Here is a 19,453-nt window from a genome sequence, read left to right on the forward strand (position 1 = left end):
TCCCCGCACTCCGATCGTACTCTATGACCAGTGGTCATATGACCACTGGTCACAAGAAGGGGAGCGCATGTCCGCGAACAGCTTCCGGGTCTGCGTCGTCGGCGCGGGCTCGTCCGGGATCGCCGCCGTCAAGGTGCTCGCCGAACGCGGCGTCGAGGTGGACTGCTACGAACTGTCCGACCGGGTCGGCGGGAACTGGGTGTGGGGCAACCGCAACGGGGTCTCCGCCGCCTACCGGTCCCTGCACATCAACACTTCGCGGCAGCGGATGGAGTTCAGCGACTTCCCGATGCCCGCGCACTTGCCCGACTTCGCCCGGCACGATCAGATCGCCGACTATTTCGCGGCGTACGTGGAGCATTTCGGCTTCGGCGACCGCATTCGGTTCGGCACCGGCGTCACGCACATCGAGCCGAAGCCGGACGGCAGCTTCGCAGTGACACTGTCCACAGGGGACACCGAACGGTACGACGCAGTGCTTGTCGCCAACGGCCACCATTGGGATCCGCGGCTGCCGGAGCCGATGTTCCCCGGTGCCGAAGGATTCCGCGGCGAGATCATGCATTCGCACTCCTACACCGAGGAAGCGCAGTTAGCCGGACGGCGCGTCGTGGTGGTCGGCATGGGCAATTCCGCGATGGACATCGCCGTGGATGCCTCGTACCACGCCGCAGAGACGTATCTGTCCGCGCGGCGCGGGGTGCACGTGATCCCGAAATACGTGTGGGGCAAGCCGTATGACCGGATCGCCGGGAAAGAATGGCTCCCCTCGGCGCTGCGCTGGCCGGTCGCGCGCCGGTTGATGGCCGCCGCGACCGGGCCGATGACCCGGTACGGGCTGCCCGCGCCGGACCACAAGTTCGCCCAGGCGCATCCGACCATGTCGAGCCGGATCCTCGACCGGCTCGCGCACGGGGCGATCACCCCGGTGCCGAACATCGAGCGATTCGACGGCGACGACGTCGTGTTCACCGACGGCCGCCGGGTCGCTGCGGATCTGGTGGTGTTCTGCACCGGATACAAGATCAGTTTCCCGTTCTTCGACCGGGATTTCCTCGATCCTTCCGGAGACAACGAGATCCGCTTGTACCGGCGCGTTTTCCACCCTGGCATACCTGGTTTGTATTTCGTCGGACTGGTCCAGCCGCTCGGCGCGATCATGCCGATCGCGGAACGGCAGGCCCTGCTGATCGCCGACCATCTGCAAGGCCGCTACCACCTGCCCGGCGCGGCCGAGATAGAGCGCGAAATCGACACGCACCGGCGGCGGATCTCGCGGCGTTACGTCGCGTCCAAACGGCACACCATCCAGGTTGACTACGACGACTATATGCGCGATCTTCGGCTCGAACGACGTCGCGGAACCCGTCGCCCAGCGGGTCGCACTCCCGCCGACCGTCCGGTGGCCAGCGCCGCCGCCCGAGAGGAGATCCCGGCATGAACGTGTCGTTCCCGGTCGAAGGCGACCACTGCGCGGCCACGCTTTACCTGCCAGCGAACGAAAACCCGCCGGTGATCGTGATGGCGCACGGACTCGGCGCGGTCCGCGAAATGGGGCTCGCCGCGTATGCCGAACGCTTCACCGCCGCCGGATATGCGTGTCTTGTGTTCGACTACCGGCATTTCGGCGACAGCGAAGGCACTCCGCGCCACCTGCTGTCCCCGCGGAAACAACTCGCCGACTGGACCGCCGCGATCGCCTACGCTCGCACGCTCCCCCAGGTCGACAGCGACCGCGTCGTCGCGTGGGGCACGTCGTTCGGCGGCGGGCACGTGCTCGCCACGGCTGCGAGCCACCCGGCCGGACTCGTCGCCGCGATCGCGCAATGCCCGTTCACCGACGGCATCTCTTCCGCGCTGGCCATGCACCCGGCCAGTTCGGCGAAGGCCACGGTCGCCGCCGCTCGCGATGTCGTCGGGCATTGGCTCGGACGCCCGCCGCACCTGATCGCCACCGCCGGTCCGCGGCGAGGCACCGCGCTGATGACTGCGCCGGACGCCGAGCCGGGGTATCTTGCGCTCGTGCCGCCAGGCAGCGATTTTCGCAACGAGGTCGCGGCCCGGGCGGTGTTCGACATTCTGCGGTATCGGCCGGGTCGAGGTGTCGGGAGGATCGAAGTGCCGACGTTGTTCGCCGTGTGCGAGAAGGATTCCGTCGCCCCTGCCGGGCCCACGCTGCGGTACGCCGCCCGTGCGCCGCGCGGCGAAGTGCGGACTTATCCGGACGGGCATTTCGCGATCTACCAAGGAGATCCGTTCGAACGGGTGGTCGCGGACCAGATCGACTTCCTTCGCCGGCACGTTCCGGTGCCGGCATGACCGGGCGGATCGTGGTGTTCGGCGCGACCGGCTATACCGGCGGCCTGGTCCTGGAGTCCTTGGTGCGGCGCGGGGTGCGGCCGGTTCTCGCCGGCCGCAACCGGGCCGCGTTAGAGGCTCTTTCCGCGGGCCACGACTTCGAGGTCGCAGTCGCGGACGTCAACGACCCCGCGAGCCTTCGTTCGTTGGCCGGGTCAGGGGATGTTCTGATCGCCACCGTCGGCCCGTTCGACCGGATCGGCCACGCGGCCGCGCAAGCCGCCGCCGACGCCGGGGCGCACTATCTCGATTCGACTGGCGAAGTCGGTTTCGTCCGCACCCTCCAGGCACGACACCATGAGCGAGCGGTGGAAACTGGCGCGGCGATGGTCCCGGCCTTCGGCTACGACTACGTTCCCGGAATCCTGGCCGGTGCACTCGCCGCGCAGGAAGCCGGTGCTGACGTGCGCACGCTGGAGATCGGATACTTCGCGACCGGGCCGCTCTATCGCGGGCTAAGCCAAGGCACTCGCGAGACCATGCGAGACGGGCTGACCCTGCCTTCGCTGCGCTGGCGCGGCCGACGCCTGACCGAGGAACGAACCGGCAGCCGGGTTCGGGCGTTTCCCGTTCGCGGACGGTCCAAGGCGGCGTTTCTCGTTTCCGGCACCGAAGTGCTTTTCCTGCCGGGGAACTTCCCGTCGCTCGACGAGGTGATTGTCTACAATGGATGGTTCCCCGCGCTGAGCCGGGTGATGCCCGCGGTTTCCGCGCTGACCGCGGTCGCCGGGCCAGTGATGCGGGCGGCGAGCGGGCTGATCAAGGGGCCGTCCGGTGGACCGGACGCCGCCGAACGCGCGAAAACCGGCGCACAGGTCGTCGCAGTCGCCGATTCCCGCGTCGAGGTGCGGCTCGAGGGGCCGAACGCGTACACGCTCACCGGGGATTTGCTGGCGTGGGCTGCGATTCGGCTGAGCTCCGAGGGCCCGGTGAAGCCCGGGGTGGTGGGACCGGTGGACGCGTTCGGCCTGGAACCGCTCCGGGACGGGTGCGCGGAACTCGGCTTGGTGCGGCAGGCACCATGAACGACAACGCCACGCCGCCCGGTCCCGCCGATCTGCTGGCCACGGCGAAGAAGGTGGCCGCCGCGAACGACGTGGACCACCCGGTCGATATCCTCTGCGTGAAAACCGACCGGTATTCGCTCAGTCCTGTCGACGGAACGCGCCCCCAGGCCAACGACCCGGTCTACCTGATCCAGATGACCGGGAACTTCGTCGCGTATGCCGCCAAGATCCCGCCGGGAAGCAAGGCTCCCCGGGGAAACGCGCTGACCGTCACGGTCGACGCGAACTCCGGGCAACTGCTGGGCTGGTCGGTCCTGCTGGAACCGCACGACCTCGCCAAGTTCGGCGAGGTGTCGTCGCTGCGGGCTGCGGATCCGGGAACGGAAGTCGGACCTGAAGACCGGGCCACATGGTGACAAATCGATCATTTAGGTTACTGTTTGTGTCCTTTGTGTCCTTTGTGGACGGGCGACGGGCCGAGGTCTCGAAGCTTAAGTTCCCGGCATGGGGACGCAGAGTCCGTGCGGGGAACGACCATGGTGCGGTGGCTGACGGGAGCCTCCCCTCATAGACACCACCAGCCACCCACGAAAGCCGTGAAGGGCTCCTTGAAGGAATCCCACTTCCCCAAGAAGCCCTTCACGGACTTGCCCCGCACCCCCGGGTCTACTCCGAGCGCAACGTGTCCAACCGGGTCACCTGCCGCAGCAACGGCAGCGTCAACGCCGTCACCAGCAGCACCGCAGCGACCGCGGCGCCGGCCAGTCCGGCCAGGACTCCGCCGTCCACCATCATCGGCATTTTCGCCAGCCGCAGGATCGGCGCGGTCAGGCCCAGCCCGGCCCCGACGGCCAGCACCACCCCGACCACCACCGGAACCGCCGTCTGCCACAGCGATCCCCTGGCCAGCACGCCGATCGGCACGCCGGACGCGGACAGCGCCGCCAGCGGGCGACGCCGCTCGCTGATCTGCTCGATCGACAGCATCAGCAGGCTCATCGCCGCCACCGCCAGCACGAAGAGCGACGCGGTCAGCAGCACCGCGCGGAAGCTCGCCAGCATCCGGTCGTCGCGGCCGGAGAAGTCGGCCAGGTAGTCCGTCCTGCCGACTTCTGCCTTCCACGCCAGCGGGCGCAATTCCGTCGCGACCCGGTCGATCAGCGCATCGGCTCCGCCGGGGCCCGCGACCAGCAGTTGCAGGCGTTCCCCCGGCGCCTGGATGCCGCCGAGCGCGCCGGGCGTGATCATCAGGTCGCCGGACACGCCCTTCGCGTCGTTGGCCGAGGACACCACCCGGATGTTGTCCGGAACCGTCCACTTCGGACCGTCGACCTCGACGTCCTTGCGGTAGTTGGTCATCCTCAACTCGCCCTTCGGGGCGGGCTGGGCCGACGAACCCGCGACATAGAAGACGTCGCCGTCCGCGCAGTCGCCGATGTTCGCCTGGGTCTTCAGCGCCACGCAGTCCCCGAGAGTGCCGAAGACGTGCTGTTCACCGGACTTGAACTGCACGGATTTGGCGCTGTGCACACCGGTCACCCCGGCCACCCCGGACAGCCGCTGCCGGACCTCGGCCTCGTGCGCGGTCGTCGTGTCCACTCGCACCGGCGCGGCCGCGACGCCGTCCGGCGTGTGGTACGCCCTCGAGGTGCGGTTGGTCATCGACGTGAGCACGCCCTGGACCAGGATCGTCCCCGCCAGCACCACGACCAGCCCGGACACCACCCGGCTGGCGGTGCCGCTGTCGAGCTGCAGCCGGCGCACCGCGAGCTGCCACGACGGCGGCCCGCCCTGCAGCCGTTCCACGATCCGTTCGACCAGCCACGGCAGCAGCGCCGCGACGCCGACGAGCAGGAACACGCTGCCCACCGCGAGCGCCATCGCCGCGCCCTGGTCCCCCGACCCCGGCGACACGACGAGCGTCCCGAGCAGGAACACCACGCCGATCCCGGTGATCGTCCAGCGCCACCACATCCGCCGCCGCACCGGTTTGCCCTGGCGGACCACGCCGAGCGGTTCGACGATCGTCCGGCGCAGCCCGAACAGCGCCGAGCCGACCGCGAGCCCGGGCACCAGGAGCACGATCACCAGCAACGAAATCCACGACGGCGTGAAATCGTCCGCGAACACGCGCAGGCCGAACGGCAGCCAGTCCCCGATGAACGGCCGCAGCGCGTAGAACAGCGCACCGCCCGCCACGAGCCCGATCACCGCGCCGACCAGCGATTCCGCCGCCGCGACCCGCTTGATCGACCGGGCGTCCACCCCGATCAGCCGCAGCGCGGCGAGCCGCCGTTCGCGTTGCGCCGCGCCCATCCGCGACGCGGTGGTCACGAAGATCAGCAACGGCAGCAGCAGCACCGCGGCGATCGGCGCGATGACCATCCACATCACCAACGGCAGGGTGAACCCTTCCGCGGGCTTGCCGTAGGCGTAAACGCTGCTGGCGTTCTCGCCCTCGGCCTTGATCTCCGCGGCAGTCGACCCGTAGTACGCCGTCAGGTCCGCGGCGTCGCTGACGCCCGGCTCGGCGATCTGGCCGACCACGTTCCCCGGCAGCCGCGCCTTGATCGACGCGCCGTCGACCGAGTTCAGCTTCTCCGCCAGCGCCGGCGACACGATCACCTCGCCCGGCGCGGGCAGCCGGTCGAGCCCCGGCGGCAGCGGCGAATTCGACCCGGTCGGCGCCACCGCGGTCAACTGGAGGAAGTCCGCGCCGACCGACGGGTACCAGCGGTAGGTCGCCAGCGGCGCGATCCCCTCGCGCGGCGAGGTGTCCTGCTTGATCGCCGCCGCGCGGTCCGCCCGCGCGTTCACCAGGTGGCTCACCGAGGCGGCGGGCAGGAGCACGGCGACCGCGAGCGCGATCCCGAACGCGGTCATCGCGAGCCGCAGGAGCGCCGAGCCGGACATCCGGCCGCCCCCGACGGCCAGCCGGAGTCCCAGCAGCAGATCCCGCATCATGCGACCAGCTCCCGGTCGACCGTGCGCCCGTCCCGCACCACGATCTCGCGATCGGAGTACGCCGCGACCCGCGGTTCGTGGGTCACCAGCACCACCGCGGCGTGCGTTTCGCGCGCCGCCTGGGTGAGCATCTGCATGACCTTCTCGCCGTTGAGCGAGTCGAGCGCGCCGGTCGGCTCGTCGGCGAAGACGACCTTCGGCCCAGTCACCAGCGCCCGCGCCACCGCGACCCGCTGCGCCTGCCCGCCGGACACGTCGCCCGGGCGGCGCTTCGCCAGGTTGTCGACCTCCAGCCGGGCGAGCCATTCCTTCGCCTTGGCCTCGGCGGGCCCCCGCTTCGCCCCCGTCAGCCGGAGCGGCAGCGCCACGTTCTCCAGGCAGGTCAGCTCGGGAACGAGCTGGCCGAACTGGAAAACGAAGCCGAATTCGGTGCGCCGCAACGCGCTCCGGCCCTTGTCGTCCATCGCGACCAGGTCCTGGCCGCCGTACTGGATGACGCCCGAGTCCGGCCGGACGATCCCGGCGAGACAGTGCAGCAGCGTCGATTTCCCCGAACCGGACGAGCCCATGATCGCGAGCACTTCCCCCGCCGAGACGGCCAGCGCCGCCCCGTCGAGCGCCCGCGTCTGGCCGAACGATTTGTGCAGCCCGTTGCCTACGAGCAACGGAGTTCCCGGCCTGGTCATCAGCGCACCGCCTTCTCGAGTTCGCCGAGCCGGGCCGCGGTGAGCTCGAGCCACCGCAGGTCCGCCTCAAGATGGAAGAGCGCGTGGTCGCAGATCAGCTGATCGGCGAGGTCGCCCTCGTACTTCCGCTTCGTGAGCGAGCGCATCACCTTCAGGTGTTCGCCGCGCTGGACGTCGAGCACGTCGGTGGCGTCGCGGCCGGACAGCAGCGCGAGGACCACCTTCGTGTACAGCGTGTTCTGCAGGTACGGCTCCGGGTTTTCCGGAGTGCCCAGCCAGGTCTCGACGTCGGTGACCCCGGCGTCGGTGATCGTGTAGCGCTTGCGCTCGGGCCCTTCTCCGCTCTCGACCCCCGCGACCTCGACCATGCCGTTGCGCAGCAGGCGCGACAGCGTCGAGTAGACCTGGCCGTACGCGAGCGGGCGGTCGTGCCCGAACTGCTCGTCGTACGCCCGTTTCAGGTCGTACCCGTGTCTCGGACCCGACTCGAGCAACCCGAGCAAGGTATGTGAAACCGACATTCCCCTGTTCCTCCCTTGACCCCGGAATCCCGGGGGTGAAGATCACTATACAGCAGGGGTATACGCGCCGTGTATACCACCGTAGAATAGTGCGTCATCGCAGGTCGGAGGGGTTGCGAGGGGCGATCACGGTTCTAACCATGATCGGCACTCACGACACCCGCCCGCGCAGTACAGGCGCGCTGCCGCAGTGCGATGCGGAGACAATGGAGGCGGAGGCGGGGCGACAAGCCTGAAGCCCGCCGCGACTGGACAAGCCTCGTGAGTGGCGATGGGCGACGCAGCCACTTCCACTCACGAGGCGGCAGGCGAGACGACTACTTCCGCTCGCCGAGGTCCGCCCGGAGGCGCGTCAGCAGGTCCGCGGTCGTCTTCGCGCGGTCCGGCTCCCGGCTCGCGATGGTGTGCGCGAGGATGTCGGTGACGATCGACGCGGTCAGGGTTTCGCCGGTGAATTTCGTCGGGGAGTCCGGGGCCGGCAGCACCACGCGGACCCGGGCTTCGAGATCCGCCGACAGCTGGCTCGTCACGAGCACTACCGCCGCGCCGACTTCCTCCGCGTAGCGCAGGATCAGCTCGACATCGCGATTCTGCCGAGCCGGGACGTACACCAGCACCGCGTCGTCGGCATTCAACGGGAGCAACGCGTCCGCGAGCCGGAACCCCGTGTCGTCGCAGTGCCGCGTCACCAGCCCGCGGCGGGCGAGCCGGAAGGCGGCGTACTCGGCGCAGACCGACGACAGCCCGAGCCCCCAGGTGAACACCATCCGCGCGTCGAGCAGCAATTGCGCCGCCTCCTCGACCGCCTCCGGCGCGAGCTGCCGCTGCATTTCCTGCAGCCGCTCCGCGCTGTCGGCCATCACCCGGTCGATCTGGCGCGACCCGGTGGACCCGAGGTTCTCGATCGCCGCGCTCAGCCGGACGGTCGGCTCGGTGCGCGCGGTGAACGTCTGGCCGAGGTGGCGTTTCAGCTCCGGCAGGCCCGAATAGCCGAGCGCTTTCGCGGTGCGGACGACGGTCGCGTCGCTGGTTCCGGCCGCCGCGCCGAGGTCTCCGGCCGAGGAGAACAGCACTTCGTTCGGATTGGCCAGCATGAACCGGGCGACCTGGCGTTCGGCGGGCTTGAGGTCGTCGAGCCGGGCGCGGACGTGGTCGTCGAAGTGGTCGCCGCCGAGATACGTAGTGGACATGACACCCTTGACTGGACGTAGTGGCTACTACAAGATGCCGGAGGGTTCTCCGTTGTGTAGTGAACCCTACCGCCAGCTCGACGAGGAGCGCTCATGAGCACAGATCAGCCCCTGGTACGGCTGCGCGGCGTCGGCAAGTCGTTCGGATCGGCCCGGGTGCTGACCGGGATCGACCTCGACGTCCGGCGCGGCGAAGTCGTCGTGGTCATCGGCCCGTCCGGGTCCGGGAAATCGACGCTCTGCCGCTGCGTCAACCGGCTCGAGACCGCGGACGAGGGCTCGATCGAGATCGAGGGCCGCCCGCTGCCCGCCGAGGGCGCGGACCTCGCCCGGCTGCGCGCGGACGTCGGCATGGTGTTCCAGTCCTTCAACCTCTTCGCGCACAAAACGGTGCGGGACAACGTCATGCTCGGCCCGGTCCGCGTGCGCGGGCTCAGCCGCGCCGAGGCGCACCAACGCGCCGACGAACTGCTGGAGCGGGTGGGCGTCGGCGCGCACGGCGACAAGTACCCGGCGCAGCTGTCCGGCGGGCAGCAGCAGCGGGTCGCGATCGCCCGCGCGCTGGCGATGGAGCCGCGCGTGCTGCTGTTCGACGAACCGACCAGCGCGCTCGATCCCGAGATGATCCACGAGGTGCTCGACGTGATGACCGCGCTCGCCGCCGACGGCATGACCATGATCGTGGTGACCCACGAGATGGGCTTCGCCCGCAAGGCCGCCGACCGCGTCGTGTTCATGGCCGACGGCCGGATCGCCGAATCCGCCGCGCCGGACGTCTTCTTCGGCTCGCCGCAGACCGAACGCGCGCGCGACTTCCTCGCCCGCGTGCTCAGCCACTGAGCCCGGAGGCCCCTGATGCCCGCTCCTCTCCCCCGCCGGACCGCGTTGCGCGCCGGTCTGCTCGCCGCTGGCGCGGTCCCGTTGCTCGCGTCCTGCAGCGGCGGAACCACCCGTACCGCGGGCAATCCCGCCTACGCCACCCTCGACCAAGCCGACGCCGTCGCGCGCGGTCCGGTCGGCTCCGGCCTGCCGGAAACGCCGACGCTGCGCCGGATCCGCGCCCAGGGCGTGCTGCGGCAGTCCGGTTCGGTGACCACGCCCGGGTTCGGCATGATGAACCCGGCGACCGGCAAGATCACCGGTTTCGACATCGGGATCGCCCAGCTGCTGGCCAAATATCTGCTCGGCGCGCCCGAGGTGGACACCATCACCGGCGGCGCCGACACGCGCGAAGCGATCCTGCAGAACCAATCCGTCGATGTCGCCGTCTGTACTTACACGATCAGCAAAAGCCGGGCGCGGCTCGTCTCCTTCGCCGGGCCGTACTACGTCGCGCGCTCCGGCATCGTCGTCGGCTCGGATGGTCCGCAGGTCACGACCGTGCGCGAGCTGGCGGGCAAAGACGTCGCGGTCCAGCCCGGCGCGGCGCAGGAAGCGCTGCAGAAGGCGTGTCCGCAGGCCCGCGCGGTGGTGTTCGAGGAATCGAGCCAGTGCGCCGCCGCGGTGCGGCAGGGCCGGGTCCAGGCGTGGTCGGCGAACACCGCGATCCTGCTCGGCAAGGCGGCGGTCGACGCGCGGCTCCGGATGACACCCGCGACGTACGGCAGCAGCCCGTTCGGCATCGGGCTGCCGAAGGACGATCCGGCGTTCAAGCAGATCGTCGTCGGTTTCCTGCAGCGCATCACCGCCGACGGCAGCTGGCGGCGGCTGTGGGAGCAGACCGTCGGCCCGCTCGTCTCCGGCCCCGCCCCCGAGCCGCCCCGGCCCGGCTCAGTCCCCGGCTCCTGAAGGGAGATCGCCCGTGCTTTCCGGTCATGCTGGGGAAATCCTCGGCGGTTTCACCACCACTCTGCTGCTCACCGCGTGCGCCTTTCCACTCGCGCTCGTCCTCGGCTGCGTCGTCGCAATCTGCCGGATCAGCCCGGTCCGGCCGCTGCGCGTCGCCGGCCGGCTGTATGTCGATCTTGTCCGCAACTCGCCGCTGCTGCTGATCGCCGTGCTGCTCATCTTCGGGCTGCCCGACGCTGGCGTACTGATTCCGCTGTTCTGGTGTCTGGTGCTCGCGCTCGGCGTCTACTTCGCCGCGTACGTCTGCGAGACCATTCGCTCGGGCATCCGCGCGGTGGATCGCGGGCAGGTCGAGGCGGCCAGGGCGATCGGGCTGCCGTTCCGCCGGGTCGTACTGGATGTCCTGCTGCCGCAAGCGTTTCGCGCGATGGTGCAGCCGCTGGGCACGATCCTGATCAACGTCGCGCTCGGGTCGGCGCTCGGCGCGGCCGTCGGCGTGGACGAACTGACCCTCGAAACCCGCTCGTTCAATCTCGAGACCGCCGAGCCGATCCTGGCCTTCGCCGTCGCGGCCTGCGGTTATCTCGTGATCAACCTGGCGGTCAGCGGGGTCGTGCGGCTCGTCGAGCGAAAGGTCCGGGTGCTCCGGTGAACGACGACATCCTCTTCGACGCGCTCGGCCCGAAGGCCAAGGCCCGGCTGCGCACCGTGTCCGTCCTGTGCGGACTCGTGCTGCTCGGGCTGCTGGCCCTGGTTCTCGTGCGGCTCGGCGCATCCGGCCAGCTCGACCCGGCCCGCTGGGCGATCCTGGTCGACGGCGCGATGCTGCGGTTCCTGGTGCAAGGCCTGGTGATGACGCTGCTGGTCGGCCTGGTGTCCACTGTGCTGTCGGTCGCGGCCGGCGTGTTGCTCGCGCTCGGCCGGTTGAGCCGGAAGCGGTGGCTGAGCTGGCCGTGCGCCACCGTGATCGAGTTCTTCCGCGCGATGCCGCTGCTGCTGATCCTGTTCTTCTTCATGTTCGGGCTGCCGCTGCTCGGCGTCCGGGTGCCGATCTTCTGGCAGCTGGTGCTGGCGATCGTCGCCCACGCGGGCGCGATCTTCGCCGAGATCGTCCGGGCCGGAATCCTCGCGGTGGGCCGCGGGCAGAGCGAGGCCGGGCAGGCGATCGGCCTGCGGCACTGGGAGACCATGGCGTTCGTCGTGCTCCCGCAGGCGGCCCGCGCGCTCGCGCCCGCGCTGATCAGCCAGACCGTGCGGGTGATCAAGGAGTCCAGCCTCGGCTACGTCGTCGGCATCGCCGAGCTGCTGAACAACGGCAAGGTGCTCGGCGAGTTCAGCGGGGATTTCATCCAGGCGTACGTCGGGGCCGGGCTGCTCTACATCGTCGTCAACATCGCACTCTCGCGGGTCGCCGAACGGCTCGCGAACCGCAAGAAAACACTCGTCCGGGAGCCTTCGTGACCTCTGCCTTCCCCTCCGTCTTCCCGTCCGAAGCGGGCCTCGACGCCCAAGGCGTGCGCGGTTTCCTGCAGCGGCTGGCCGCCGACGGGATCTCGCTCGACAGTCTCCTCGTGTACCGGTCAGGCAAGCTGGCCTTCGAGCACTACTGGTGGCCGTATCGCGCGGACCGTCCACATACGACACATTCGGCGACGAAGTCCTTTGTCGGCACGGCGATCGGACTCGCCTTGGACGAAGGCCTGCTGCGCCTCGACGACCGCCTCGTGTCGTTCTTCCCGGAACTCGTGCCGCCCGACGCGTCGGAGCACCTGCGCGCGATCACCGTCGAAGACCTGCTGACCATGCGGACCGGACACCGCGTCGGCCTGTCCGGCAAGACCTGGCGGCTGCTGAAGACGAGCTGGGTGCGGGAATACCTGCGCACTCCCGTGGACCTGCCGCCGGGCAAGGCATTCACCTACTCCAGCGCGACGTCGCACATGCTGTCCGCCATCGTGCAACGGACGTCCGGCCAATCGGTCTTCGACTATCTGCGGCCGAGGCTGTTCGAACCGCTCGGTTTCGCCGGGCACAGCTGGGACACCGATCCGGAAGGCATCTGCTCCGGCGGGAACGGCCTCAGCCTGCGCAGCATCGACTTCCTGAAGTGGGGCGTCCTGCACCTGCACGACGGACTCTGGCAGGGCGAGCGGATCCTGCCCGCGGGCTGGGTGCGCGAGGCCACGGCGTGGCACGTCCAGAACGCCGACGCCGGAACGTGGAACGGCACCGAATTCGTCCCGGTTTCCGGCACCGGCGCGGACGAACGGCCGGAGGGCTACGGCTACCAGCTGTGGCTCGACGCCGACGGCGGCTACCGGGCGTCGGGGATGTTCGGCCAGGACGTCTTCGTGCTCCCCCAGCACGACGCGGTGGTCGTCACGACCGGCAGCATCACGCACGGCAAGCACCGGCTGCTGTCCGGCCTGGTGCACGACCTGCTGGTGCCCGCGTTCGACGGCACTCCGTCCACTGTGGCCGATTCTTCACTGGCTGCCGATCTCGCCGATGTGGCCGCCCCCGCGCTTTCGCCGACGTCCGTTGCGCTAGACGGCCGGCGGTACGAGTGCGAGTCCAATGAGGACGGACTCTCGGAAATCTCGTTCACTGTGGACGATGACGTTCTCGTGGTGACCTTGGATGACGCCCGCGGCCGCCATTCGGTCCGTTGTGGACTGTCCACGTGGGTCGAGTCGGACACCGGCGTCAGCACCTGGCAGCTGCACCACTCGTACCAGGCCGAATCGACGCGCGTCCTCGCTGCGGCTCAGTGGAGCTCTCCACGCGAATTGGTGTTGGAGTGGTACTTCGTGGAGTCGCCGTTCCACGACACCGTCACCCTCGAGTTCGGTGACGGAGAGTTGCGCTGGCAGCGCCGCACCAATGTCAACAGCGGCCCGACCGAACGTCCAGCAGTTACGGCGAAGCTCGTCTAACGGCGTACGATCCCGCAGATGAGCCGCTTGGCCGGGATCGCCGAGCTCGTGCGGGAGCGCGGGGAACGGATGGTGCGCGCGGCCGACGACGTGGACGAGGTCGTCGGCGCGTGCAGTTCCGCCCTGCGCCCGCACACGCTGCGGGTCCGCGAGCGCCGGCTTTCCGCGCGGCTCGACCACCTCGCCGCCGGTTCGGTCTCGCTCAACCGGCTGCGGTACGGCGCGGCCGTGAGCATTTCGGAACTGGCTCCCGAACAGGACGAGTTCCTGCTGTCGCTGCCGGTCGGCGGCCGGGCGCGGTTCGCCTACGGCGCGACGAGCGCGGTGCTGCGGCCGGGCGCGGCGTCGGTCGTGAGCCCGTACCGCGCGTTCCGGCTCGACCTCGACGGCGAGTTCGACCAGGTCGTGCTGCGCCTCGACCGGCCGCTGGTCGAGCGGACCGCCGCGCTGCTCGCCGGGGTGCCCGGCACGATCGCGGTGCAGTTCGATCTTCGGGCGAACGCCGTCTCACCCGGCGTGCTGGCGCTGGTCGAAGCCGCGATCCACCTGTCCGGCGGCGGCGCGCGGCCCGGGCACCTCGAAGCGCTGCTGACCGAGACGTTGCTGCTCGGCCACCCGAACACCCTCAGCGAAACCCTTGCCGCCGAAGCGAAACCGCCGTCGTCAGCCCGGGTCCGCCGGGCGATGGACTACCTGCTGGCGCACCTGCCGGAGTCGTTTTCGATGGCGGCGGTGGCCCGGCATTGCGGGGTGTCGCTGCGCAGCTTGCAACTCGGCTTCCGCCACGAAACCGGCCGGACCCTCAGCGAATGGCTCCGCGAACAACGACTGGACCGAGCTCGCGCACTGCTGGCCGCGGCAGATCCGGCCAGCACCACGGTCACCGCGACCGCGACCGCTTGCGGCTTCGTGCATCTCGGCGATTTCGCCGCCCAGTTCAAGCGCCGGTTCGGCGAATCGCCGTCCGCGGTGCTGCGCGAAACCGACGACGGCGGTTCGCGCAGGCGATAGTCCCGACGCGGCGGGCTGCGCAGACTTCTGCGCATCGCAACTCCGCACCGCCTGAGGAGACCCGCCGTCATGCCACTATCCATTGAGGACAAACTCGCGATCGTCGAGCTTTCGAACACCCAAATGCGCGCCCTCGACAACCACGACGTCGACGGTTGGGTCGATGCCTGGGTCCCGGACGGACAGTTCATTTCCACCTATGGCACCTTCACCGGCCGCGCCGAACGGACCGAGTTCATCCAAGGCCACATCGCCGCCGGCAAAGAAGACGGCGCCCGCCACCTCCTGACGAACTACGTCGTCACCGGCGACACCGACCGCGCGACAGTGACCTGCCTGGTCACCAAACTGCAGGTAGAAGCGCCGCCGTTCATCATCGCCACCGGCGTCTACCAGGACGTCGCGGTCCGCACCGCCGACGGCTGGCGCTTCGAGTCCCGCCGCCTGGACATCGACCGCGGTGTCTTCGCCCGCGCCGAGGCGGCCGCGCGATGACGGACCTGGCCGTCGAACGGTGGGGAGAATCCGGCCCGCCGATCGTCATGGTGCACGGCAGCCTGAGCTCGGCCGCCACCGCGTTCGGCGAGCAGAAGGCGCTCGCCGACCGGTTCCGGATCATCGCCCCGTACCGCAGGGGATACCGGCCCAGCCCGCCGACCAACCGCATCGATCCCGACCGGGACGCCGCCGACGTAGCCGAACTCCTCGGCGACGGCGCTCACCTGCTCGGCACGTCAATGGGCGGCGTGGTCGCCATGCGCGCCGCGGCTCTCGCGCCGGACAAGGTCTGGTCGCTCACTGTGGTCGAGCCGCCCGCCCTGCCGAACGGCTCCGGCCGTCCTGCTGCTGACCGGCTCGCGGTTGCCCTCCGCGACTACTGGGCTGATACCGCGGACAGCGACCCGGCGACGTTCGTGGCTGGGTTTCTTCGGGTGCTGAACGTCGATCTGCCGTTGCCGTCGCCGCTTCCGCCGCCGTTGCTGGAGGCTGCCCGCAACCTGATGACGGAACGGCCGTGGGAGACAGGTGTGTCGGTGGAAGCGCTGGCCCGCACGTCCTTTCCGAAGCTGGTCGTGACCGGCGGCGGCACCCCGGGGTTCGAGGATGTCGCTGATGCCCTGGCGGAAGGGTTGTCCGCCAAGCGGGTGCTGTTCCCGGGCAGTCCGCACGCGGTGCAGCGGATCGGGCAGCGGTTCAACGACGAGTTCCTGGCCCGTCTGGGCGGCTAGCGCGAGGGAGGGCCTGCCCGGCCCTCCCTCAGCCCCGCTCCCCCAGCGACCGCACAAACGCTTGGGTCGTCCGGTGTTTCGGCGCGCCCAGCACCTCCGCCGGCGTGCCCAGCTCCACGATCGTCCCGCCGTCCATCACCGCCACGCGGTCCGACACTTGCCGCGCGAAGCCGATCTCGTGCGTCACCACGATCATCGTCATCGTCCGCTCCGCGAGCCGCCGCATCACGCCGAGGACCTCGCCGACCAGTTCCGGGTCGAGCGCCGACGTCGGCTCGTCGAACAGCATCACGTCCGGCTCCATCGCCAGCGCCCGCGCGATCGCGACCCGCTGCTGCTGTCCGCCGGACAACTCGCGCGGATACGCCGCGTGCTTCTCGGCCAACCCGACGGACGCGAGCAACTCGTGCGCCTGCTCAGTGCACTCGCCACGAGACCGGCGCAGTACCCGCGTGGGCGCTTCGACGACGTTTTCCAGCACAGTGAGGTGCGGGAACAAATGGAAGCCCTGAAACACCATCCCGAACCGACGCCGCTGCCGGGCCGCCGCACGATCGCTGAGCGGGTAGTACGTGTCGCCTTTGCGCGTGTAGCCGATCAGCTCGTCTTCGAGCCGGATCTCGCCGCCGTCCAGCGTTTCCAGATGGTTCACACAGCGCAGCAGTGTGCTCTTGCCTGAACCGGACGGCCCGATCAGGCACACCACCTCGCCCTGGCCGACGTCGAGGTCCACGCCGCGCAGCACTTCGAGCGGGCCGAAGCTCTTGCGCACGCCGGACAGCCGCAGGAACGTCATCGCGAGTACTCCTTGCCCGGGCGGCCCGCGGTGAACCCGCGGCCGAAACGGCGTTCGAGGTAGCGCTGGCCGATCATCGCGAGGCTGGTCAGCACGAGGTACCACAGGCAGGCGACCAGCAGCAGCGGAATGGTCTGGTAGGTGCGGCCGTAGATGAGCTGCACGGTGGTGAGCAACTCGGTGTAGCCGACCACCGACACCAGCGAGGTGTTCTTGAACATGGTCACGAGCTCGTTGCTCAGCGGCGGGATGATCACGCGGATCGCCTGCGGCAGAACGACTCTGCGCAATCGTTGCCGCCGCGGCATCGCGAGCGCGGTCGCGGCTTCCAGCTGCCCGGCGGGCACCGACAGGATCCCGGCGCGGAAGATCTCCGCGCTGTACGCGCCGAGCACCAGCGCGAGCCCGACGACCGCGGCGGAGAACTGCGAGATCAGCCGGTTCGTCGGCACGCTGAGGAACTCCGGGCCGAACGGGATGCCGAGCGACAGCTTCGGCAGCAGGGCGCCCAGAAAGAAGATCAGCAGGAGCAGCACCAGCGCCGGGATGGCGCGGATGAACCAGATGTAGGCGGTCGCGACCCAGCGCAGCACCGGGTCGTCGGACAGCCGCATCAGCGCGACGACCACGCCCACTACGAGCCCGGCCGCGCTGCTGATCAGGGTCAGCAGCACCGTGTTCAGCAGGCCGCGCAGGATGTCGGCCGAGAACAGGTACCCGCCGACGAGACGCCAGTCCCAGCGCGGGTTGGTGATCAGGAAGTGCGCGAACATCGCGGCCAGCACGAGCGCGACGCCCGCGGTGAGCCAGCGCGCCGGCTGCCGTCGCCGGGCGAACCGGACGCTCGCCGGAGCCTCGACGGGCGCGCGGGTGGAGGTGGGGGTCGACATCAGGGCTCCTTCAGAGCGGCCCGGACGGCGGCCGTCGCGGGGACGGCCGCCGAGCGGGTCAGACGGTGACGAACTCGCCGAGCGTCCGTTCGGTGTGCGGATAGGGCGCGTCGTTCTCGTGCCCCGCCACGCCGAGACCCGCCAGCGCGGCCACGATCTCCGCGCCGCGGGTGCCCGCCAGCTCGACCGCGCGGACGTTGTCCTCGATCTGCGCGATCCGGGTGGAACCGAACAGCACCGACGCCGTCGCCGGCTGCGCCAGGCAGAACGCGAGCGCGAGCTGCGACGGGCTCGCGTCGAACGAGGCCGCGATCTCCGTCAAGCGAGGCACGAGTTCCTTGATGCGCTCGCGGATGCCGCCGGTGTCGATGCCGATCTTGCGTTCGGAGTCGAGCTTTCCGGCGAGGATTCCGCCCTCCATGGTGTCGGAGGCGTGCAGCGAGATCCCGGTGTCGGCGAACAGCTTCCGGTACTCCGCACTGTCCACAACGGACCTGCGCGCGACACTGTACTTGAGCTGAACCAGCTGCGGGGTCGGAATTCCTTGCGCCGCAGCGTGGTCATAGGCGGTGCGGAGGTCGGCGGCCGACCAGTTCAGCGCGCCCCAGCTGCGGGCACGGCCGCTGGTGACGAGTCCGGCGAGTTCCTCGGTGATCGCCGCGACGTCCATCCCGGGCCGCGGGTGCTCGGTGATGATGACGTCGACGTAATCGGTGCCGAGCCGGACCAGCGATTCGTCGAGCTGTTCGGCGAGCGGCTGCCGCGGATAGTCGAAATACCAGACCTTTTCGGCGATCGCGTATTCCTCGCGAGGTTTCCCGACGACGTCGAGGATCCGGCCGAGCAGGACCTCGGTGTGCGGTTTGTCGCGGTAGTAAGCGACGTCGAGGAAATCGATGCCGAGGTCGAACGCGCGCCGGACGAGCGCGACGCCCGCTTCGAACGTCATCCGGCTGTAGGTGTTCCACGACCCGAGCGACAGCGCGGAAACCGTGGGCCCCTCGCGGCCGATGCGGCGGTAGTCCATGTGTTTCTCCTTCTTCGTTGGACCGGGCGGCTCAGAACTGGGAACCGTTGACCGCGACCCGGTCGACGGCGATCGAGCCCTGTCCCCATTCGTCGAGGATCTTGCGGTAGGTGCCGTCCTCGACGAGCTTCTGCAGCGCACGCTGCGCGGCGTCGCGCAACTGCGTGTCGTCCTTGCGGAACCCGGCCGCGTACGGCGCGAGCCAGTGCACGCCGTCGCCGGTCAGCTCGAACTGGCCGGGGTTCTGCTTGATCAGGTAGTTCGCCGGCGCGATGTCGTTCCACGCGGTCTCGACGCGGTCGCTCTGCAGGGCCAGCACCATCGCCTGCCCGTCGGCGAACGCGTTGATGTTCACCGCGGGCTTGCCGCTGCCGACGCATTCCTTGCTGACCCGCTGCGCGTCGGTCTCCTCGATCGACCCGCGCCCGATGGCCAGCGAACGGCCGCACAGATCGTCGATTCCCTTGACGCCGTGCGGGTTCCCGGAACGGACCATCAGCGCGGTGCCGCCGCGCAGGAAGTCGACGAAGTCCATCGTGGGTTGCCGGGATTTGAAGTCCCCCACCGACATCACGGCGTCGAACCGTCCGGAAAGGACACCCGGCATGACGTTGCCGCCCTCGGTGCGCACCACCTGCACGTCCAGGCCGAGCAGCGCGGTCCACGCCTTCGTCAGGTCGACGACCACGCCGGTGATCTCGTTGTTGTTGCCGCTGTTGACAAACGCGAGCGGCGGGACGCTCGCACTGGTAGCGACGGTGATCGTTTTCTTGTCCCGGTACCGCTGCGGCACGAGCGCACTGAGCCCGGCGTCGGCCTGGACCGCCGCCTCCGCCCCGGCCCCTTTCTTCGGCACGCCTTCCGGCGCGGGCTCCTGCGGAGCGGCGCAACCGCTCAACGCCACGAGCGCCGCACACACGGCGGCGGCAACGCGCCCTCGGGTTCGGTGTCGCATCGAGACCTCCATTGCTCTCTCGGACGCCGGGAACGCTAGAAGCCGGTCCCGAACATTGTCAAGGCTTTGACGTTCAACCTTTGACAATCTCGCGG

General features: G+C 69.5%; 20 protein-coding genes. 12 read left to right on the top strand and 8 right to left on the bottom strand.

Going from position 1 to position 19,453, the window contains the following annotated elements; translation table 11 throughout:
• Window positions 1-67 precede the first annotated feature (67 nt).
• The 4 genes from ABZX37_RS31555 to ABZX37_RS31570 are packed head-to-tail and all read left to right on the top strand — an operon-like array spanning window position 68 to window position 3,781.
• Window positions 68-1,441: an NAD(P)-binding domain-containing protein gene (locus ABZX37_RS31555; RefSeq protein WP_354745709.1), complete on the top strand. Its 1,374-nt coding sequence runs from the start codon at window positions 68-70 to the stop codon at window positions 1,439-1,441.
• Window positions 1,438-2,319, top strand: coding sequence for an alpha/beta fold hydrolase (locus tag ABZX37_RS31560; RefSeq protein WP_354745711.1), 882 nt, complete (start codon window positions 1,438-1,440; stop codon window positions 2,317-2,319). Before ABZX37_RS31555 ends, ABZX37_RS31560 begins: the two co-directional genes overlap by 4 nt.
• Entirely contained in the window at window positions 2,316-3,383 is a 1,068-nt protein-coding gene (locus ABZX37_RS31565; RefSeq protein ID WP_354745713.1) for a saccharopine dehydrogenase NADP-binding domain-containing protein, read from the top strand. Before ABZX37_RS31560 ends, ABZX37_RS31565 begins: the two co-directional genes overlap by 4 nt.
• Window positions 3,380-3,781 (top strand): hypothetical protein, encoded by a 402-nt coding sequence (locus tag ABZX37_RS31570; RefSeq protein ID WP_354745715.1) that lies wholly within the window; start codon window positions 3,380-3,382, stop codon window positions 3,779-3,781. Before ABZX37_RS31565 ends, ABZX37_RS31570 begins: the two co-directional genes overlap by 4 nt.
• A 250-nt stretch (window positions 3,782-4,031) precedes the next feature.
• Here ABZX37_RS31570 and ABZX37_RS31575 read toward each other — a convergent pair whose 3' ends face one another.
• From ABZX37_RS31575 to ABZX37_RS31590, 4 genes are all read right to left on the bottom strand, one after another.
• A complete protein-coding gene (locus tag ABZX37_RS31575; RefSeq protein ID WP_354745717.1) occupies window positions 4,032-6,329 on the bottom strand; it encodes an FtsX-like permease family protein in 2,298 nt (765 codons plus the stop codon).
• Entirely contained in the window at window positions 6,326-7,015 is a 690-nt protein-coding gene (locus ABZX37_RS31580; RefSeq protein ID WP_354745719.1) for an ABC transporter ATP-binding protein, read from the bottom strand. The genes ABZX37_RS31575 and ABZX37_RS31580 overlap by 4 nt, the downstream gene beginning before the upstream one ends.
• Window positions 7,015-7,536 carry a PadR family transcriptional regulator gene (locus tag ABZX37_RS31585; protein ID WP_354745721.1) on the bottom strand — a complete coding sequence of 174 codons (522 nt, stop codon included), beginning with the start codon at window positions 7,534-7,536 and terminating at the stop codon, window positions 7,015-7,017. Before ABZX37_RS31585 ends, ABZX37_RS31580 begins: the two co-directional genes overlap by 1 nt.
• 317 nt (window positions 7,537-7,853) lie before the next feature.
• Complete coding sequence (locus ABZX37_RS31590; protein WP_354745723.1) at window positions 7,854-8,726, bottom strand: MurR/RpiR family transcriptional regulator; 873 nt, start codon at window positions 8,724-8,726, stop codon at window positions 7,854-7,856.
• Between the two features lie 93 nt (window positions 8,727-8,819).
• Here ABZX37_RS31590 and ABZX37_RS31595 point away from each other — a divergent pair, with 93 nt between their 5' ends.
• From ABZX37_RS31595 to ABZX37_RS31630, 8 genes are all read left to right on the top strand, one after another.
• Window positions 8,820-9,566: an amino acid ABC transporter ATP-binding protein gene (locus ABZX37_RS31595; protein ID WP_354745725.1), complete on the top strand. Its 747-nt coding sequence runs from the start codon at window positions 8,820-8,822 to the stop codon at window positions 9,564-9,566.
• Window positions 9,567-9,581: 15 nt separating this feature from the next.
• The gene (locus tag ABZX37_RS31600) at window positions 9,582-10,514 is read left to right on the top strand and encodes a transporter substrate-binding domain-containing protein (protein ID WP_354745727.1); all 933 of its coding nucleotides are present in this window, start codon (window positions 9,582-9,584) and stop codon (window positions 10,512-10,514) included.
• A gap of 13 nt (window positions 10,515-10,527) precedes the next feature.
• Window positions 10,528-11,166, top strand: coding sequence for an amino acid ABC transporter permease (locus tag ABZX37_RS31605; protein WP_354745728.1), 639 nt, complete (start codon window positions 10,528-10,530; stop codon window positions 11,164-11,166).
• On the top strand, window positions 11,163-11,975 hold the full coding sequence (locus ABZX37_RS31610) for an amino acid ABC transporter permease (protein ID WP_354745730.1): 813 nt from the start codon (window positions 11,163-11,165) through the stop codon (window positions 11,973-11,975). The genes ABZX37_RS31605 and ABZX37_RS31610 overlap by 4 nt, the downstream gene beginning before the upstream one ends.
• Window positions 11,972-13,450, top strand: coding sequence for a serine hydrolase (locus tag ABZX37_RS31615; RefSeq protein ID WP_354745732.1), 1,479 nt, complete (start codon window positions 11,972-11,974; stop codon window positions 13,448-13,450). The genes ABZX37_RS31610 and ABZX37_RS31615 overlap by 4 nt, the downstream gene beginning before the upstream one ends.
• Before the next feature lie 18 nt (window positions 13,451-13,468).
• On the top strand, window positions 13,469-14,461 hold the full coding sequence (locus ABZX37_RS31620; RefSeq protein WP_354745734.1) for an AraC family transcriptional regulator: 993 nt from the start codon (window positions 13,469-13,471) through the stop codon (window positions 14,459-14,461).
• Between the two features lie 69 nt (window positions 14,462-14,530).
• The gene (locus ABZX37_RS31625) at window positions 14,531-14,956 is read left to right on the top strand and encodes a nuclear transport factor 2 family protein (RefSeq protein WP_354745736.1); all 426 of its coding nucleotides are present in this window, start codon (window positions 14,531-14,533) and stop codon (window positions 14,954-14,956) included.
• Complete coding sequence (locus ABZX37_RS31630; protein ID WP_354745738.1) at window positions 14,953-15,690, top strand: alpha/beta hydrolase; 738 nt, start codon at window positions 14,953-14,955, stop codon at window positions 15,688-15,690. Before ABZX37_RS31625 ends, ABZX37_RS31630 begins: the two co-directional genes overlap by 4 nt.
• Window positions 15,691-15,718: 28 nt before the next feature.
• Here the strand turns inward: ABZX37_RS31630 and ABZX37_RS31635 are convergent, their stop codons facing one another.
• The 4 genes from ABZX37_RS31635 to ABZX37_RS31650 are packed head-to-tail and all read right to left on the bottom strand — an operon-like array spanning window position 15,719 to window position 19,358.
• Window positions 15,719-16,486: an amino acid ABC transporter ATP-binding protein gene (locus tag ABZX37_RS31635; protein ID WP_354745740.1), complete on the bottom strand. Its 768-nt coding sequence runs from the start codon at window positions 16,484-16,486 to the stop codon at window positions 15,719-15,721.
• Window positions 16,483-17,376: an amino acid ABC transporter permease gene (locus tag ABZX37_RS31640; protein WP_354745742.1), complete on the bottom strand. Its 894-nt coding sequence runs from the start codon at window positions 17,374-17,376 to the stop codon at window positions 16,483-16,485. The genes ABZX37_RS31635 and ABZX37_RS31640 overlap by 4 nt, the downstream gene beginning before the upstream one ends.
• 58 nt (window positions 17,377-17,434) lie before the next feature.
• A complete protein-coding gene (locus ABZX37_RS31645; RefSeq protein ID WP_354745744.1) occupies window positions 17,435-18,403 on the bottom strand; it encodes an aldo/keto reductase in 969 nt (322 codons plus the stop codon).
• A 31-nt stretch (window positions 18,404-18,434) separates the two neighbouring features.
• Window positions 18,435-19,358 carry an ABC transporter substrate-binding protein gene (locus ABZX37_RS31650; RefSeq protein WP_354745746.1) on the bottom strand — a complete coding sequence of 308 codons (924 nt, stop codon included), beginning with the start codon at window positions 19,356-19,358 and terminating at the stop codon, window positions 18,435-18,437.
• Window positions 19,359-19,453: the final 95 nt, after the last annotated feature.

Origin of the sequence: Amycolatopsis sp. NPDC004079, assembly GCF_040610415.1 — a bacterium.
In the GTDB taxonomy this organism is placed as follows: Bacteria; Actinomycetota; Actinomycetes; order Mycobacteriales; family Pseudonocardiaceae; genus Amycolatopsis; species Amycolatopsis halotolerans.

Bases quoted from the DNA above. Each gene is read 5' to 3' on its own strand.
- ABZX37_RS31600 (WP_354745727.1), top strand. From the start codon at position 9,582: ATGCCCGCTCCTCTCCCCCGCCGGACCGCGTTGCGCGCCGGTCTGCTC.
- ABZX37_RS31555 (WP_354745709.1), top strand. From the start codon at position 68: ATGTCCGCGAACAGCTTCCGGGTCTGCGTCGTCGGCGCGGGCTCGTCC.
- ABZX37_RS31575 (WP_354745717.1), bottom strand. From the start codon at position 6,329: ATGATGCGGGATCTGCTGCTGGGACTCCGGCTGGCCGTCGGGGGCGGC.
- ABZX37_RS31565 (WP_354745713.1), top strand. From the start codon at position 2,316: ATGACCGGGCGGATCGTGGTGTTCGGCGCGACCGGCTATACCGGCGGC.
- ABZX37_RS31640 (WP_354745742.1), bottom strand. From the start codon at position 17,376: ATGTCGACCCCCACCTCCACCCGCGCGCCCGTCGAGGCTCCGGCGAGC.
- ABZX37_RS31635 (WP_354745740.1), bottom strand. From the start codon at position 16,486: ATGACGTTCCTGCGGCTGTCCGGCGTGCGCAAGAGCTTCGGCCCGCTC.
- ABZX37_RS31625 (WP_354745736.1), top strand. From the start codon at position 14,531: ATGCCACTATCCATTGAGGACAAACTCGCGATCGTCGAGCTTTCGAAC.
- ABZX37_RS31650 (WP_354745746.1), bottom strand. From the start codon at position 19,358: ATGCGACACCGAACCCGAGGGCGCGTTGCCGCCGCCGTGTGTGCGGCG.
- ABZX37_RS31580 (WP_354745719.1), bottom strand. From the start codon at position 7,015: ATGACCAGGCCGGGAACTCCGTTGCTCGTAGGCAACGGGCTGCACAAA.
- ABZX37_RS31595 (WP_354745725.1), top strand. From the start codon at position 8,820: ATGAGCACAGATCAGCCCCTGGTACGGCTGCGCGGCGTCGGCAAGTCG.
- ABZX37_RS31570 (WP_354745715.1), top strand. From the start codon at position 3,380: ATGAACGACAACGCCACGCCGCCCGGTCCCGCCGATCTGCTGGCCACG.
- ABZX37_RS31645 (WP_354745744.1), bottom strand. From the start codon at position 18,403: ATGGACTACCGCCGCATCGGCCGCGAGGGGCCCACGGTTTCCGCGCTG.
- ABZX37_RS31630 (WP_354745738.1), top strand. From the start codon at position 14,953: ATGACGGACCTGGCCGTCGAACGGTGGGGAGAATCCGGCCCGCCGATC.
- ABZX37_RS31620 (WP_354745734.1), top strand. From the start codon at position 13,469: ATGAGCCGCTTGGCCGGGATCGCCGAGCTCGTGCGGGAGCGCGGGGAA.
- ABZX37_RS31560 (WP_354745711.1), top strand. From the start codon at position 1,438: ATGAACGTGTCGTTCCCGGTCGAAGGCGACCACTGCGCGGCCACGCTT.
- ABZX37_RS31590 (WP_354745723.1), bottom strand. From the start codon at position 8,726: ATGTCCACTACGTATCTCGGCGGCGACCACTTCGACGACCACGTCCGC.
- ABZX37_RS31585 (WP_354745721.1), bottom strand. From the start codon at position 7,536: ATGTCGGTTTCACATACCTTGCTCGGGTTGCTCGAGTCGGGTCCGAGA.